General features: G+C 23.3%; 8 protein-coding genes. 2 read left to right on the top strand and 6 right to left on the bottom strand.

Annotation, left to right across the window (positions count from 1 at the left end; translation table 4 throughout):
* Position 1: 1 nt before the first annotated feature.
* Together GE118_RS01490 and GE118_RS01485 are read left to right on the top strand one after the other, a co-directional pair.
* Positions 2-1,042: an ABC transporter ATP-binding protein gene (locus GE118_RS01490; RefSeq protein WP_158763690.1), complete on the top strand. Its 1,041-nt coding sequence runs from the start codon at positions 2-4 to the stop codon at positions 1,040-1,042.
* Between the two features lie 216 nt (positions 1,043-1,258).
* Positions 1,259-11,656: an SGNH/GDSL hydrolase family protein gene (locus GE118_RS01485; protein WP_158763689.1), complete on the top strand. Its 10,398-nt coding sequence runs from the start codon at positions 1,259-1,261 to the stop codon at positions 11,654-11,656.
* A 40-nt stretch (positions 11,657-11,696) separates the two neighbouring features.
* Here the strand turns inward: GE118_RS01485 and GE118_RS01480 are convergent, their stop codons facing one another.
* The 6 genes from GE118_RS01480 to rpsM all read right to left on the bottom strand — a co-directional run bounded on the left by GE118_RS01480 (position 11,697) and on the right by rpsM (position 17,138).
* Positions 11,697-12,983: a hypothetical protein gene (locus tag GE118_RS01480; RefSeq protein ID WP_158763688.1), complete on the bottom strand. Its 1,287-nt coding sequence runs from the start codon at positions 12,981-12,983 to the stop codon at positions 11,697-11,699.
* Positions 12,984-13,117: 134 nt separating this feature from the next.
* Positions 13,118-14,734: a hypothetical protein gene (locus GE118_RS01475; protein ID WP_158763687.1), complete on the bottom strand. Its 1,617-nt coding sequence runs from the start codon at positions 14,732-14,734 to the stop codon at positions 13,118-13,120.
* A gap of 250 nt (positions 14,735-14,984) precedes the next feature.
* The gene (gene rplQ / locus GE118_RS01470) at positions 14,985-15,347 is read right to left on the bottom strand and encodes a 50S ribosomal protein L17 (RefSeq protein WP_158763686.1); all 363 of its coding nucleotides are present in this window, start codon (positions 15,345-15,347) and stop codon (positions 14,985-14,987) included.
* A 3-nt stretch (positions 15,348-15,350) separates the two neighbouring features.
* Complete coding sequence (locus GE118_RS01465; protein ID WP_370452050.1) at positions 15,351-16,346, bottom strand: DNA-directed RNA polymerase subunit alpha; 996 nt, start codon at positions 16,344-16,346, stop codon at positions 15,351-15,353.
* A 31-nt stretch (positions 16,347-16,377) separates the two neighbouring features.
* Positions 16,378-16,767 (bottom strand): 30S ribosomal protein S11, encoded by a 390-nt coding sequence (rpsK, locus tag GE118_RS01460; protein WP_158763684.1) that lies wholly within the window; start codon positions 16,765-16,767, stop codon positions 16,378-16,380.
* A gap of 2 nt (positions 16,768-16,769) precedes the next feature.
* A complete protein-coding gene (rpsM, locus tag GE118_RS01455) occupies positions 16,770-17,138 on the bottom strand; it encodes a 30S ribosomal protein S13 (protein WP_158763683.1) in 369 nt (122 codons plus the stop codon).
* Positions 17,139-17,142 lie beyond the last annotated feature (4 nt).

Raw genomic sequence — 17,142 nt, 5'->3', positions numbered from 1 at the left:
TATGACAAATAAAAATATAGAAACTAACAATGAAACTACTGATAATAAAGTAGAACAAATCATTGAAAATAAAGAAGCTAGAATTGAAATTTTAAATAATACAGCTACTACAGAAATTGAACTTGAAAAACAAGCTGATGATGTCGTAATTGGTAAAAAAGATTTAAATACCAAAATTACTAAAAAGAATGTTTTTGAAGTATTAAATGCTGAAGGTGGAAGTAATAGAGCTGTTGTAGATCGTTCAATCGCAAGAAAATTAAGATATGCAGCTAATAAAAAACGTCCTAAAGATGAATTTATTGATATGAAAAATAGTGAAAACGCTATTATTGAAGTTAAAAATGTTTCAAAATACTATCTTTCAGGAAATATTGTTACTAGAGTTTTAAAAAATGTTTCATTAACCATTAACAAAGGTGAGTTTGTTATGATCTTTGGAAAATCTGGTGGAGGAAAATCAACTTTATTAAACTTAATTAGTGGATTAGATCGTCCAAGTTGTGGTCATGTGGTAGTTTGTGATAAAAACTTACCATATTTAAGTGATTTAAAACTGACTTTATTTAGACGTGAGCATGTAAGCTTCATTTTCCAAAATTACAACTTACTTCAAAACTTAAATGGTTATGATAATGTTGAAACTGGATCATACTTACAAAAAGATAAAAATAAGAAACTTGATATTCATCAATTATTTACTGATTTTGATATGGATGATGTTAAAAATAAACTTCCATCTCAAATGTCAGGGGGACAACAACAACGTATTTCAATCTTAAGAGCTTTAGCTAAAAATGCTGAATTAATCTTTGCAGATGAACCAACAGGAGCTTTAGATGAAAAAACTTCTGAAATAGTTCTTAGTTATCTTTATGAAATTAATAAAAAATATGGTATCACTATTGTTATGGTTACTCACGACCCTGAAATTGAACCAATTGCTGATAAAGTGTTCTTTGTTAAAAATGGGAAAATTGACAAAATCAAGTACAATAAAAACCCAATTCATCCTAAGCAACTTAAAACTAGTGAATATTAAATTCACAAACAATGTGGTAGGTTTTTCATAAAACTATCTCCTTAGTTTTATCGTTAAGAAATAATTAAATATTTTAAAAGATCAAAAAGTTTAAAAAAATACCAAATACCTTAAAAAAATAGGGTTTTTGGTATTTTTTTAACAATTTTACTTTTTGTGTAATTTGGTATTATATTAGTATTATATTATAAACACAAAAAGTTAAAGGAGAGAAGTATGAAAAAAAGAAAATTTATAATTTCAACTTCTGTTGCACTTTTGGGCTCAATCGCTTTTTTAAGTTCTTGTGCAGCACCTGGTTCAAGTAGAAAAATTAATTCTAGTGATCCTGGTATATTTAATAACAAAAACAATAAACCTGAACAAACACTACCTAAGATTGATAAAGAACGAACTTCTAGTGGTGCTAATAAAAAAGATGATAACCATAAAGATAGCAACTACTTAGATAACTATGGTAAAAGATCTCAAAGAGTTGTTTCAAGTAATTTTATTGCTAAAAGCGATAAAATTAATTATTTAGCTCTTGGAGATAGTTTAACAGCAGGTTTTGATGGCACTTTACCTAAAGACTATCAAGGATCAATTGTTAATGGTGAAATTAGAGGTTTATCTTATCCTGCTTTTTTAGCCAATATCTTAAACGATAACCATCGAGTTAATGACTTTAATAACTATGCAATTTCAGGAGCGACAACTCAAAACTGAATTGACTTTCTTGATGGTGTTCAAAATAATAATGTTCTTAATAAAAAACTTCTACCTTTAGGAATTACTCCTGAGTATGTTAAAAATAAATTGGCTCAAAGTAATTTGATTACCTTTACTCTAGGAGCAAATGACTTTTTCCATTTGGTCTTTAAAAATTCTAAAAAACAAGATATTGTTGAAGTTTTAAAAAATCTAAACTCAAAAAATCCTTCATACCTTGATGCTTTGGATTTTGTTAATAAAGTATATAGTGATACAGTTCCTGAAATCAAAAGTAGATTAAACAAATTTGTAGCTAAAATTAAAGAATATGCTCCTAATGCTAATATTAATTTAGTTTCTTATCCTACTCCATTATTAGGAATTAAACCCATTTTAGATCAAGCTATAGCTAAAGTTTTAGGAACTAACTTAAAAGTTAGCCCCTTAGATGAAGTAATGAATTTATTAAACGATAATTTAAAAGAAGTTGCTATAAAACAAAATATTAACTTCATCGATCCATATAATAGTGATTTTTGAAAAGAAAATGTTGATAAATTTAGCAGCATTTATTTTGATATTCACCCAAGCACAAAAGGTTATAAAAAAATAGCTCAAGATATCTATTTAAAAATAACCAATCCTTCATTATTGCTTAAAGATTACAATCCTAAATATGGATTTAATACTAAATTCCTTGATGCTGATGGTGCATTAGCTAAATACCAAATTGCTCCAGTTGAAACTCCTGAGCAAATTTTTGGTGATAATGTTAATGAATATTTAAATAATAAAACTATTAGCGAAACTAATGTAGATCCATTACGTAGTATTAGCAATTATGGTAAAAGATTAGTTGATTTAATTGATACTTTTAATCAAATTACTTTAGAAGTATTAGATTTTATTACTGATAATAGCATTTATAAATCACTGGATCCTCAAGGTATATTACGCAATATTTTATTTGCTAATGATACTCAAGGAGCAGATACTTTTTATAATGCTTTATTAAACTCAAATGTAATTCAAAGTAGTTTTACTCAATTGCAAGCTAAATTAATTGAGTTAGTTAATACTAACAATTATTCTTTAGATACTTTTATTAAAGCTGCTAAAGAAGCATTTTTCAATCAAGAAAACTTAGTATCTATTATTACTGCTATTAGTAAAAGTGGTTTAATTCAGCAAAATAGTGCTCAATTTAAGTTATTAATTAAATCAATTATTAAAAATGGTTTAATTAACTTTAAATCTAGCATAGTTAATTTAATTGTTCAAAAACTAAGTTCTATTGAACAATTAAATATTTCTTCAGATGATCTTACAGAATTAATTAATAATTTCATTTATCGAAATAACAATAATACTAGTGAATTAAATCCTAATTTAGCTAAAATTATTGATACTACTGTTGATATTATTATTGATAACATTGACAACATTAAAAATGCAGGTTCAATTCAAGATATTATTAATAGTATTTCATTTAATACCGTATCAAATAATCAAAAAAATGATTTAGCATTAAATATTAATACTTGAATTTCAAGCATTTTAAAACATTCAAAAGTGATAAATCCTATTGCTAATACTTTATTAAATTACTTAAATTCTAAATTTAATATTCAAGCTAATGATGCTAATTTAAATAGTATTAAAAACTTAATTTTCTATGCATTAAAATTAAATGAAAATCCTAATGTTTCAATCTTAAAAAATATTATTGAGCAATTTTTAAATAATTTTGATCAATTTAGCTTCAATAATATAAAAGAATACTTAGAATCAATTGTCAAAAAATCACTTATTAATATTTTTTCAAATACCAATAATATTAAATACATCATTAATGATTTAAGTAGTGATAATACTTTTAAAGATCCTAATACTATTAACTTGCTTAAAAATATCTTTAAGCAATTAATTAATCAAGATTTAAGTTTTGCATCAAACTTGATTTACAATAATATTCCATTTGATATTCAAAATCAGCTTCAAAAATTCATTAATCAAGATCAAATTATTGAATTTTTAAACTTAATAGTTAATTCAAATGATTTAAAAGCTATTGCTAATGAATTAATTGATGCGATTTTAGATAATGTAAGCAAATTATCATTTAATACTTTAAATGCTAATGAAATCGCTTTAAAAACTTTTGAATTAATTAATATTAATCACATTCAAGATAATATTAAAAATATTCTAAAAAATATTTTTAATAACTCTAATTTCAAACCAGTACTTAAAGGTTTAATTCTTTCAGGAATCCAAAAATTAAGAATTAATTCTACTGAAGAAGTTAAAGAAAAATTTGCTTCTGATTTAACTGATAAATCTATAAGTTTAATTAATGATTTAAACTTAGTTGAAGAAGTATCAAATGCTTTAGTTAATAATTTAAATGAAGCTAAATCTACTGCAACTAATCAAGGTGATGTTTTAGCTGTTTTAGCTAAATTACCAAATCAAATCTTAAACATTTTAAAATCTAAATTTAATAGCGAACCACAAGTATTAATTTCAAGATTATTAAACTCAGATATCATTCAACAAAATAAAGATATAGTTAGTCAAATTTTTTATGGTTTATATAAACAAATTGCTAACTCAGATCTTAAAGATTTATTAATTAAAAATTATTTAGATCCTTTATTAAATAGTGAAAATGTAATTAAATTTATTGACCCAACTGAAGTTAAAGCTATTTTACAAAACGTGTTAAATGATGCGAATTTTGATCATTTAGTTAATGCTGCAATTCCGTTTTTACTTTCAAACACTGATTTAATCACTACAATTGCTTCAGCTAATTTAAATGACATTGCTAGTGCTTTATTTAAAGATGCTAACTTCAACGCTTCAATGATTAAATATTTAGCTCCTGTAATTGCTAAACAAATCAAAGAATCTAACTATAAAAACACCTTAGTAAAATTATTAAAATTATTAATCACTAATAATAATTTAGCTTTAGATGATAACGATATTAATAACTTAGCAGATTCAAGTATTTTGGTACTTAAATCTTTAAGTCAAAGTAATTTAATTGAGCAATTTATTAGCAATTTATTAACTAAATTAACCACTACTAAAGATTTAACTCAATTAAACTCATTATTATTAGAATCATTTAAAGACGCTATTAGTAATTTAAGCTTTACTCAAGTAAATCAAGTATTAAAAGCTTTATATCAAGATCAAAATACCAATCAATTAGCAAGTATTAAAAAACTTGCAAACTTATTAATTGATAAGTATTTAACTACTGAAAATATCGATAAATTATTTAGTCAAATAAGCAATAATAACCAATTAACTCAAGCTAGTTTAAACTTACTTAAAAATATTTTAGTGCAAGATAATACTAAATTATTAATTAAAGACTTAGTATCATTTGTGTTAAATCTTGATACTTTTAAAGATAAAAATATAACTAGTTTTAGTGATTTAATTGTAACTGTCTTAAAAAATCCAAGCTTTTTAACAACTATTGAAACTCATTTAAAAGAGTTGATTACTCATAATTTAGCTGATGATAACTTTAAAACTTCAGTAATTAATTTATTAAAATTAATTACCAATAATCCTAATCTTAGTTGAATTTTTCATAATGTAAACGAAACTGAAAAAACAGCTATTTTAACTAATATTTATGACTTAATCACAAGAAATATTAGTCAATTTAACTTAGTTGATTTAGTTATTAACACATTAAAAGAGTATGCTAATAATGATCAATTAACCAATATAAATGATTTATTTAACTTAATTAAACATAAATTTAGTGATTGATTTAATTATGATAATGCTTCTAATTTAATTTTAACTTTTGTTAAAAATATAAACCAAGCAAATATAACTAATCATAAAGAATCAATTAAAACTATTTTTAATAATGTTTTAAATTATTTAAAAACTAATACTGATTTTATTTTAGATACTATTTTAAGTTCAATTAACCAAACAACTAAGGCTAATATTAATCAATATTTAAGTGATGAAGATTTAAAAATTATTGTTAAAAAATTATTAAATGACACTAATGTCAATACATTATTAACTCAATCATTTAATAAAATTATTGAAAGTGATTGAAACTTTAATGATATCAACAGTTTTAATGATTTAATTAAATTATTAATAAGTAAAATTGATTTTAATTATTTAATTAATCAAAATCAAAATATTTGACAATCAATATTTAATCCTAGTGATAATGATTTTATTCAAGCGATAAAAAATATTATTACTAATTTATTTAGTACTCATTTTAATGATTTTTATCAAGTAAACCTTGATCAAACTAATGCATTTATTAATAATGTAGTAAACAATTTACATAATTTAGGTTCAGAAAATAGTTTAATTGTTAAATGATTAAAATATTTAAATGATCATCAAGCATTTAATCAAACTAATGATTTAAATAGTTTCTTAACTAATATTAAAGATAAAACTAAAGAATTTTTTGCTAGTGAATTTGGTTCAAATATTTTAAGTAAAATCCAAGATTTATTACATAATATTAGTGATTTAGATACTTCAAGCAATAAAGAGTATTTAACTAAATTAGTTAAATACTTGTTAAATAAATTTTCAACAAGTGATGTAGCTAAAACTAAAGTATTGAACTTGGTTAAAAATATCTTACCTGAAAGTCAATATTACAATAAATCTGAGTTAATTAATCTAATTGCTAGTCAAATAAATAATCCTGATTGATTTGAATTAATTAGTAATTTAGTTAATCATTTATTAACTTCAACAACTTCAAATCAATCTAACACTGATATTATTTTTAATTGATTAAAAAATACTAATATTCTAGAACAAAATAAAAATTTAATTGATAATTTAATTCACACTTTATTATCTAGTGATATTGATCGAACTTTAACTTTATTAATTAATAAAGGGTTGTATTTAATTGATGAACATTTAACTATTAATGTTGATTTTGCAAGAGATTTAAGATTATCAATTAAGCAAATTATTGATTATGATTTAAATCAAACTTTAGTAGATAAAATCTTTAATTTAGCTATAAATACCTTTAAACAAGATACTACAGTAGATTTTGAATCATTTAAAAATAATTTAATAGCTAATTTATCTAGCGTTATTGATTTTAACAATTACAACTTTGTTAAATCAATAGTTAATAGTAATTTATTTAGACCTAATAACCAAGAAACATTAATTAATATTAGTAATGCTGTATTAAAGAAATATTTAACTAGCGAAAATAGTTCTAAAATCATAGATTGAGTTTGAACTAATTTATTTAATGATTTAAGATCTAAATTTAATTTAAATGAAACTAATGTTAAAAATGTTTTAACTTCAATTTTAAATCATGCAAATGAAAATAGTGCTATTGTCAATTTAACTAACCAAGTTATTAAAACAGTTATAAATAACAACAATGTTAAAAATGCTGATAATTATACTGATTTAATTAAAGCTTTATTTAGTGATAATGAATTAGTTAATACTATTAAACCAAGCTTACAATCTCTTATTCAAACTATTATTAATGACGCAAACTTTAGATCATCATTTGAATCAGTATTAAATACTTTATTAACCAATAGTGAATATAGTGTTTATTTTACAGGTGTTAGTCAAGAACAAAAAAATGCTTTACTTAAAGATGCATTGAACTTATATGATTTATTAGAAAGTGAATTTAGCTTTAGTAATTTAGTAACTGATGCTCTAATTAATCAATTAGCTAAAAATGGTCATATTTCAATTAATAGCTTCATCACTTATCTTGTTAGTGCTATTGATCAACAACTTCATACTAAAAATGAAGCAGATTATGGTAAAAATATTGTAGAATTTTTGGCTAAAGTAGCTCAAAAAGAAGTATTTACTCATTCTAAAGATGCTTTAATTACCATCTTAAAAAATATTTTTGCTCAAAATAACCAACAATTAGTTAATGTTTTAGCAACTCAAATTGATAAAAAATCTAATAGTTATATTGCTTTAGATGATTTAAAAACCTTATTAACTCAATTATTAAATAATCAACATTTTAAAAATATTTTCTTTAAAACTTTAGAAAATGTTTTATCAAATATTACTAACTTTACCAATGTAACTTCTTTAGATCAATTGATTCAAGAAGTATTAAAAGTAATTGATTTTAATTCATTAACTACCGAATTAAAATCATTATTAGAATTTATATTAAATAATGATTCAATTAAAACCGTTATTACTAATGTAATAGTTAAAAACTTAGAACTTAATAATATTACTATTGATCAAAATACTAAAAACAGTGTAATTGTACCTATGGTTAATAGTGTAGTTGAATTATTAAAAACCAATAATCAACAAAATAGTTTTATTGATTTAATTATTAACTCATTAAACAATAAACAATATCATTCTTTAGAAGAGTTTTTAAATACTGTTAATACTAATCTTTCAAGTTATATTCAAAATAATTATTTAAGTATTATCCAACAAGGTTTTAAAGCAGTATTGAATAATACCGCTTTAGATAAAACTAAATTAATAACTTTAATTAATCAAATTTTTGATCATTTAACAACTAACCAAACAGTTAAAGACTTTATCCATCAACAAATTAATGCAATTAATAGCGGCTTCTTTGATGCTTCAGTTAAACCATATTTAAATAGTTTTATTGATAGTATTTTAATCCAACAACCATTTAAAGACTTAGTACATACAATGGTTAATAATTTAATTAATTCAAATAATAATTGAATTGATCAGTTAAATGATCCATTTAACTTAATTAAAAACTTAATTACTAACCAAGCTATTAATGCTAATGTTGTTCAATTAACTAAAAATCTATTTACTAATGCTTTAAATGAACCAGCAACTAATCAATTAATTACTGCTATAGTTAATAAATTATTAGTTAATTATCATTTAAATGATAATTTATCTACCGTTGATAAAAGTGCTTTAATTACTAATTTAACTACCATAGTAGTTAATTACATTAATTCAAATAATATTTTTGAACAATTATCAAATAAGATGATTCAAGCATTTAATAATTCAAATAACTTTAGTGAATTATTCAATCATTTTATTAATGATTTAAGCTCAATCTTTGATTTATCAAATTATCAAGTAGTTAAAAACATCTTTAATAGTATTAATTTAACCAAAGAAAATCAAGCTCAATTTAAATCAATTCTTTCTACCATTTTACAAAATATAGCTAATAATACTGAAGTGGCTAATGAGATTAAAAATAAATTGGCTACTGATGGTAATAATATAGATGATATATGAGTTAAGATATTAGAATTATTAAAAGATCAAGAATTTAAAAACGCTTTATTAGATAAAGTATTTAATAACTTAAATGAATTTAAAAATACTAACTCATACTTAGATTTAATTAAATTAATAGTTAAAGATACTAATACCAATAATGTATTAGTATCAAAACTTAAACCATTATTATTTAAAGTATTAGCAAATGATACATTTGCTAATAAAATAGCTAAATTAGTAGTTTCTTATTTACCTAATGAATTAAATACCAAAGTATTTAATTCTATTACTGAAGAAAATAAAACTAGTTTAATTAAAAACTTATTAAAAACTCTTCCATCATTAGATGCTACTTTAAACTTAAGCAATAGTATTATTAGTGATTTAATTTCAGGTTTAGAAACTAATAATTATAGTTTTAATACCACCATTACTCAACTTAAACAATTATTTAATGATCAAAATAATTTAACTACTATTCAAAAAGTAATTAATGACTTATTAAATAGCGATTTAAGCAATAATATTCAAACAATTAAAACTGTTATAAGTAACTTATTTAATAACGTGGTTCAAAACCTTGATGTTAGTCAATTGGTTTTAAATAATTTATCTCAATCAACTAAAGATATTATTTTCAAAAGCTTTATTACTCAAGAACAATTTGCTACTATTTTAAACAACGTTCTTAAAGCTTCCCAATTAAAAACTTTAGCTTCAAATTTTATTGAATATTTATTTACTAATAAAGATACTATTAAAACTTATACAAGTTTTGATCAAACTCTTCATAATTACTTTAATAATGAAACTAATAAAACTAGTGTTAAAACTCAATTAAAACAATTTATTAAAGATAATTTAAATAATGAAGAAATCAAAGACATCTTTAAATCAATTATTAAAGACTTCATTGCTAAATTGAATTTAGCAAATGTAGAAGGTATTGATGCTTATATTGATTTAATAGTTGATGATTTAGGTAATTTCTTAGATAGAGTTGGTGTTTTAGAAAATCTTTTAAATGGTTTAATTGATGTATTTGCAAACAATACAAGTAATTTAAAAGAATCACTAGCTAACTTATCAACTAAATTATTAAGTTCATTAAACTTAAGCAATTATAATAACTTTAAACTTATTGTTTCAGATGTTTTATTTGCTGGAAGTGATCAACATAAAACTAATGCTGAAAAATTCAAAACAACTTTAAAAGCTATAGTAACTAGTTTCTTAGGTAATGAGAATATCATCACTCAAGCTACAGCTAACTTAAAATTAGCTAAATTAGTCTTTAATTCTGAATCTGAAGAAGATATTAATACAGTTAACCAAGTACTAATCAAGATTTTAAATAATACTCACTTTATTGGTATAGTTGATACAGTAATTGATGATGTAGTTAATGATGTTGATAAACTTAAAGAACTTAATTCTTGAACTCAAGCTATTAGTTATATTCTTAAAAAACATCTAACTGAGCAAGATAATCCTTTAGAATCAAAAATGTATTCTTTATTTAAAGAAGTTTTAAATAAAAATAATGATTTATTCTACAAAGGTTTAACTAAAATTGTAATGCAAAAAATGACTAATGCAGGAATGGTAGTTAATGCTAATGATGAACCATTAATTAATAATGTTTTAAAAGGTGCTTTAGATACCATTGTTAATAGTGATGAATTTAAAACAATTGTTACTTCAATTTATAAAAATATTGCTAATGTAGATTATTCTAAAGCTACTTCTCCTTCAAAAGCATTTATTGAAGCATTTACTAATGGTGCATTATCTATTGTACTTAATGATCATTTACAAATATCATTTGATAAATTACTTAACCAAAATACTTTCTTAAGTAAAATCATTACTGCTATAGGTGATCAAAACTGAGTTAAATTTGTTAATTTATTATTTACTAGTTCAACATATGAATACAACACTAGTGGTGATATTGATTTAGCTAAAACTTCAGGAATTTATTCATTTATAGCTTCTAAAATTATTCATCCTACAACTTCAAGTGATGAAAAATCTTATGGATTTAAATTTGATGTTAATATTTTTAACATCCAAAGCAAAGTAGAAAACTTAGTTAAAACTTTATATACACCTATAATTAAAGAAATGATTATCAAAGCAACTAATGGAGAATATGCTAAACATTCAAACACCAATGATAATAAAACATTCTTTGATCATCATAAATTAACTAGTGAATACCAAGCTTTATATCGTTTAAATACTTTTATTTTATGATATGTTTCTAAACAAATAAGTCAAACTTTATTTTGAAATAGTTTTTCAGTAGATGCTAAAGGTTTTATTACTGATTCAATCAAAACTGCTTGAAAAGATATTTTGAAAAATAAAGAATTTAAAGATAAATATGATAGTTTAGATGACACAAAAAGAAAAGCCTTAGGAATTAAAATCAATAGAGGTTGATTCAGTACTACAAAAGAATTCTCTAATGACTATGTTTATGGAAGTAGTTCTACTTCAGATAGAAGATATAGTAAAGAAGATTTACTTGTTTATATTTATTATACAAACTTAAAAGATAAACATAGAGAGCAACAACCTGCTTGAAAAACCATTTTAGACTCATTAAAACAAGGATACTTAGGTGACAAATAATTAAAAACCAACCAGACATAATCAAATGTCTAGTTGGTTTTTAATTTGCTTTTAAAATATCTAAAGTGGTTTTAATAAGTTTAATATGTTTATAATAAATATCACGAGCTTCGTTTCAATTAGGTATCTCTTTAACTAGAATCTTATTCATATATTCTTTATTAGTTCAAACTTCTTTAATCGCTCTTATAATATCTTCTCTTGTAATTGCTTGTTTAGGTTTTAATGTGGCATTAACTTTATAAGTTAAATAATTCATCATAACCAATGAAATAAAGCATAATGCTATATGAACCAGAACTTGTTTTTCTGTTGAAAAATCAATTGGTCTAAGTTGCAAGTTTTCTTTTCAAAAGCTTATATTGTTCTTAATTTTTCATTGTCTATCATAAACATTAATATCTTTAATTGTTTCTTTTGAACTATTAGTAAAAATTAATTTATAACCTTTTTCTTCTAATGATTTTGCATCTTTATCATCAAAAGTAACATTTTCATTGACTATAATAGTAATGTTTTTTATATTATAAAATTTCTCTATTTCTAAAACGCTAGAAACAAGAGCTTTACTATCTACTATTTTATTTTTAAATACTTTATAATGAATAGGTATACCATTTTTATCACTGATCATACCTACAATAAACTGATTATTATTTAAATCAATAGATTGTTCTGATTCACTGTTAATAATATCATCAAAACAAAAACTAGTGGTATCAAATCAAAGAATATCCATTTCACGATCTTTATTCTCAATAATTGCTTCATTCAAATTAAAAAGAATCTGATCTTTATTTTCATAAATATAATCTAAAGAATTATTGAATAGTTCTTTATAAAATGCTAATCCATCTTTTTTATTATTCTTTAAATAAGTTTGCATCATTGATTGATGCTTTATAATATCTTGAAAAATTTGATTATGCACCAATAAATTTAAATCATTATTTTTATCATAATTAGATTTTCTAAATAAATCAAAATGTTTAAATAATTCAGAAACAATTTCTATACCAGGATATTCTTCAAATACTTGACTTTTAACATCTTCTTGTTGAGTTTCTTCATTAATAAGTTTTAAAATATCTTCTCTTTCATAATGTAATGGAGCTTCTTTTAATAAACCTTTTAAATATTCAATTGGATTTTCTCACTTTTCTTCATAAATTTTGAGATTTCCAATTCCAAACTTTTTAATATAACCTGGTTTTGTTGAATCTTTTAAACATGCTGATAAATATGTTGCATATTGAGTTGTTTGTTTAGCAATTACTCAAGCTAAACTTTTATTAACTCTTTTTCTTCCTCTTACTTTTTTAGTCATAATAAAACAATTATACATTATTTTTATATCTCTATACCAAAAATATTTATTTTATTATTTTGGTACTTTTTTAAAGAAACGCTAGGTAATTATCAATTTTAATTATTATTACTAGTTTGATTTTACAACTTAGGTTAACAATCATTTAATTTATTTATGAAGCTTAAAATGTAATCTTCATCTATCTCAAAACAATTAAAAAATTCTTCTTGTTTTGTTGTTATTTTATATTTTCTCTTTAGTTTTCCATTTTCATTTAAAACGATATATTTATTTAATTCATCAATTATTGTAGATAAGGTTATATCAGGATCATAGCTTCTTAACTTTTTAGTTTTAAAATAAATGAATGATGAAATTATAGCTGAAATAAATCCGATAAATATGTTTGAATTAATAATTGTTGTATCTATTAAATGAGTTTCATAAATATCGCTATCTTGATTTACTTTATTAAATATTTTATCAATATTATTTTTTATTCCATACATTTCTAACACTTCTTCAATTGTTAAGTCTGTATTAGATATAATTACAAAATATCCTGATTGATCAATTACTTCTTGTAATTTTTCTTTATTAATATTTATGCCTTGAATATGCTTTGTTCTCTTATTATATTTAATTGTTAAATATTCTTCTGAAGCTCAAAGTATGCTGTCATTAACTTTTTCAATATTTAAAAAGTTTTCCTTAAGTAGTTTAGCTATATTTTTAAATGAATTAATTTCTTCATTTGCTTTTTCTAAACTATAAAAAATATATGTATTAAATTTTTTATCTATATCGTCATAAACTTTTTCTTTAGATTTTATTCCATAGACATCAAAATCATCAATGTAATTAAATGCATTTTGTTGAATATCATTTTTGTGTTTTTCAACGAGATCTTTAATTGTTTTTGTATGAGTTTGGGTTATGCATATAAATTTCTGTTTTATTTCATCCATAAGGTTTATGCTCTCTGATGTACCATTACTTTTATCAATAACAAAAGATACGTCTTTAAAACCTAGATTATAAGCTTCCTCACCCATGATAAATCATTTAGTTTGACTAGAAACAAAGTTTAAATAAGTTTTATAAAAAAGAGGTAATCCATAATGTTGATCATTCAAATAAACCACATTAATAATTGAGCCGTTTCCTTCAATAGAATAGTTGTGTTCATCAAAATTAACAAAAACTTTCTTAACATCTTTAAATAATTGTTGGATATGTTTAACTCATTTTACATTGAAATCAAAGATTGTTTGACCATTAATGTATTTATTTAAAAGTTTTAAGATTACAGTTTGTGAAGGAGTGCTTTTTAAACCACAATAATTGTTGAATGTTCATTTTTCAAAATCTTCAATTATTAAGCTTTGGTTAGTTAAAAAATAATAAGAAAGAGCTTTTATAATATCTGTATTGTCTTTAAAAACTTCTTTTAAAACTTGATCAAGACCTAGATCTTGAACAACCTTTTCAAATAGAATAAAATGTCCAAAATTTTGTGCAAAATTAAACTGATCATCTTGAAGATCATCAAGTTTCTCATCTGAAGCAAATATTTCAAAATATTTAGCATTAGGTATCATTTTCTTAGGATTATTTGGATCAATTTTTCCAATTAAAACTCTTTTGTCTATACTATATTTTTTACCTTTTTGATACTCTGAAGATATTGAATAATAAACATATTTTTTATTATTTTTGTTTAAAATCCTTGTTCTTTCAGGTAATTCAACTGAAGGATATTTATTCATATTTACCCCTTTAATATAAAAGTTCAATTTTTACTCATATTAAATTTTAAAATCATTCAAAATTTAATATTTTTAATAAATTGTACTAAATTTTTAAAGTTTTATTAATGCTATTAGGTATTGTTAGGGCTTTAATATAGCGGTAATCAATAGTAAAACTAAGTTAAATAAAAACCTAAAACCATTTAGGTTTTAGGTTTAAGTACAACTTTATTATTCAGTTGTAGGTTAAAAGCTCAAATTATAATAATTAAACTAATTCAATGATAGCCATACGTGTGTTATCACCTAAACGTTTAGGTAATTTAATAATTCTTGTGTATCCACCGTTTCTTTCAGCGTATTTTGGTGCTACGTTTTTAAATAAGTGTGTTAATACAGTTTCGTTGTTTTCAACAACAATTGGACGTACATATCCAGCAACTGCACGACGATTAGCTAAAGTAGGGTTTTTTGCTTTAGTAATCATTTTTTCTGCGTGTCTTCTTACTTCTTTTGCTCTTGTTAAAGTTGTAGTAATTCTTCCGTTAGCTAATAATTCACTAACTAATGAACGCATTACACCATTTCTTCATTTTGTATCACGTGAATAAATTTGTTTTGGATTTGCCATATATTATTCATCTCCTTCTTTTAATTCGTAACCATGTTCACGAAGTTTTTCAATAATTTCTTGAATTGATTTTTTACCTAAATTTTTGGTGTTTTCAAGTTCTTCTAACTTCATTGAGGCAATTTGAGAAAGTTTGGTTTTCTTAATTCTTTTAAGTGCGTTTAGTGAACGAACTGATAAGTTTAATTGATTAATATCAATATCATCTTCTTCTTTAGTTTCTTCTTGTTTTACTTCTTCTTCAAATAAATTAATTTCCATATTTTCAACATCACCAATAATTTGTAAATGTCCAATTAAAATTTCACTTGCAGTTCTTAAAGCATCTTTAGCTTTAACAGTTCCATCAGTTTTAATATTAAATTCTAATTCTTCTTCAATTCTATTTGAAGATGAGTTTAATTCAACTACGTTGTAATTTACTTTTTCAATTGGTGAGAAGTTTGAATCAACAGCAATAAATTTACCTTTTTTAATGTCAGAATCTAATTCTGCTTCTTTTTTTGCTAAGAATGCTTTATTTTCTTCAAAAGACATAAATCCACGTCCAGGACGTAAGAAAATTTCTAATTTTAAAGCATTATCACTCATTACATCAGCAATGTGTAAATTACGATCAATAACTTCAATACCTAAGTTATTTCTAACTTCTAAATAATGAGAGTTAATTGGTCCTTTTTCTTCAGCAAAAAGAGTAACTTTAATGATATCTGTATCTAAAATAGTTTCAGGGTTGTATGAGAAACGTACTTTTCTTAAATTCATAATTAAAGTAGGTACATCTTCAACAACATCTTTAATTGTTTGAAATTCGTGTTCAACACCTTCGATTCTAATGCAGAAAGGTGCTAAAGAAGTAATACTTGATAGTAAAACACGTCTAAGAGCAACACCTAAAGTGTTTCCAAATCCTCTTTCTAAACCTTGAAGAACAAAAGTGGTTTCAAAATCACCAACTTGTCTAATTTGTGGTTTTTCTAAATAAACCAATTTTTTCATTTTTTCCATTTTACCTTCTTTCAATTACGAATTATTTTTTCATACGTTCACGTTTTAAGATACGTTTTGGAGGTCTTGTTCCGTTGTGTGGAACTGGTGTAACATCTTTAATTTCAGTAACAGTAATTCCTGAAACTTCAATTTGTTTTCTTGCAGCATCTTTTCCTGCTCCAAGACCTTTTAATTCAACTTTAACAGATTTAATTCCATGTTCTTTAGCAGCTTCAGCAGCAGCTTGAGCAGCTAATCCAGCAGCATATGGAGTTTTCTTTTTAGTACCTTTGTATCCGATTGCTCCAGCAGAAGATCAAGCAATAACATTTCCGTTTTCGTCAGCAAAAGTAACAATAGTATTTTGGTTTGATGAATGGATGTGTGCTACACCATTAGTAATGTTCTTTTTCTTTGATTTACGAGCCATTATTATTTACCTTTCTTTCCTGCTACAGTTTTTCTAGGACCTTTACGTGTACGAGCATTCTTTTGAGTACTTTGTCCACGTACTGGAAGACCTTTACGGTGTCTGATTCCACGGTAGCATTTAATTTCCATTAAACGTTTAATGTTTAAAGTAACTTCTCTACGTAAGTCACCTTCTGTTGTATATTCTTTAGCTGCTTCACGAATTTTTGATAATTCTTCTTCTGATAAATTTTTTACACGAGAGTTTACATCAACTCCTGCTTTTGCACAAATTTCTTGTGCTGTAGTTTTTCCAATTCCATAAATGTATGTTAATGAGATAACAACACGTTTGTCGTTTGGAATTTCAACGTTTAAAATTCTAGCCATTTAA

Origin of the sequence: Mycoplasma sp. NEAQ87857, assembly GCF_009792315.1 — a bacterium.
Classification (GTDB): Bacteria; Bacillota_I; Bacilli_A; order Mycoplasmatales; family Metamycoplasmataceae; genus Mycoplasmopsis.
This window is presented reverse-complemented; position numbering and strand designations above follow the sequence as displayed.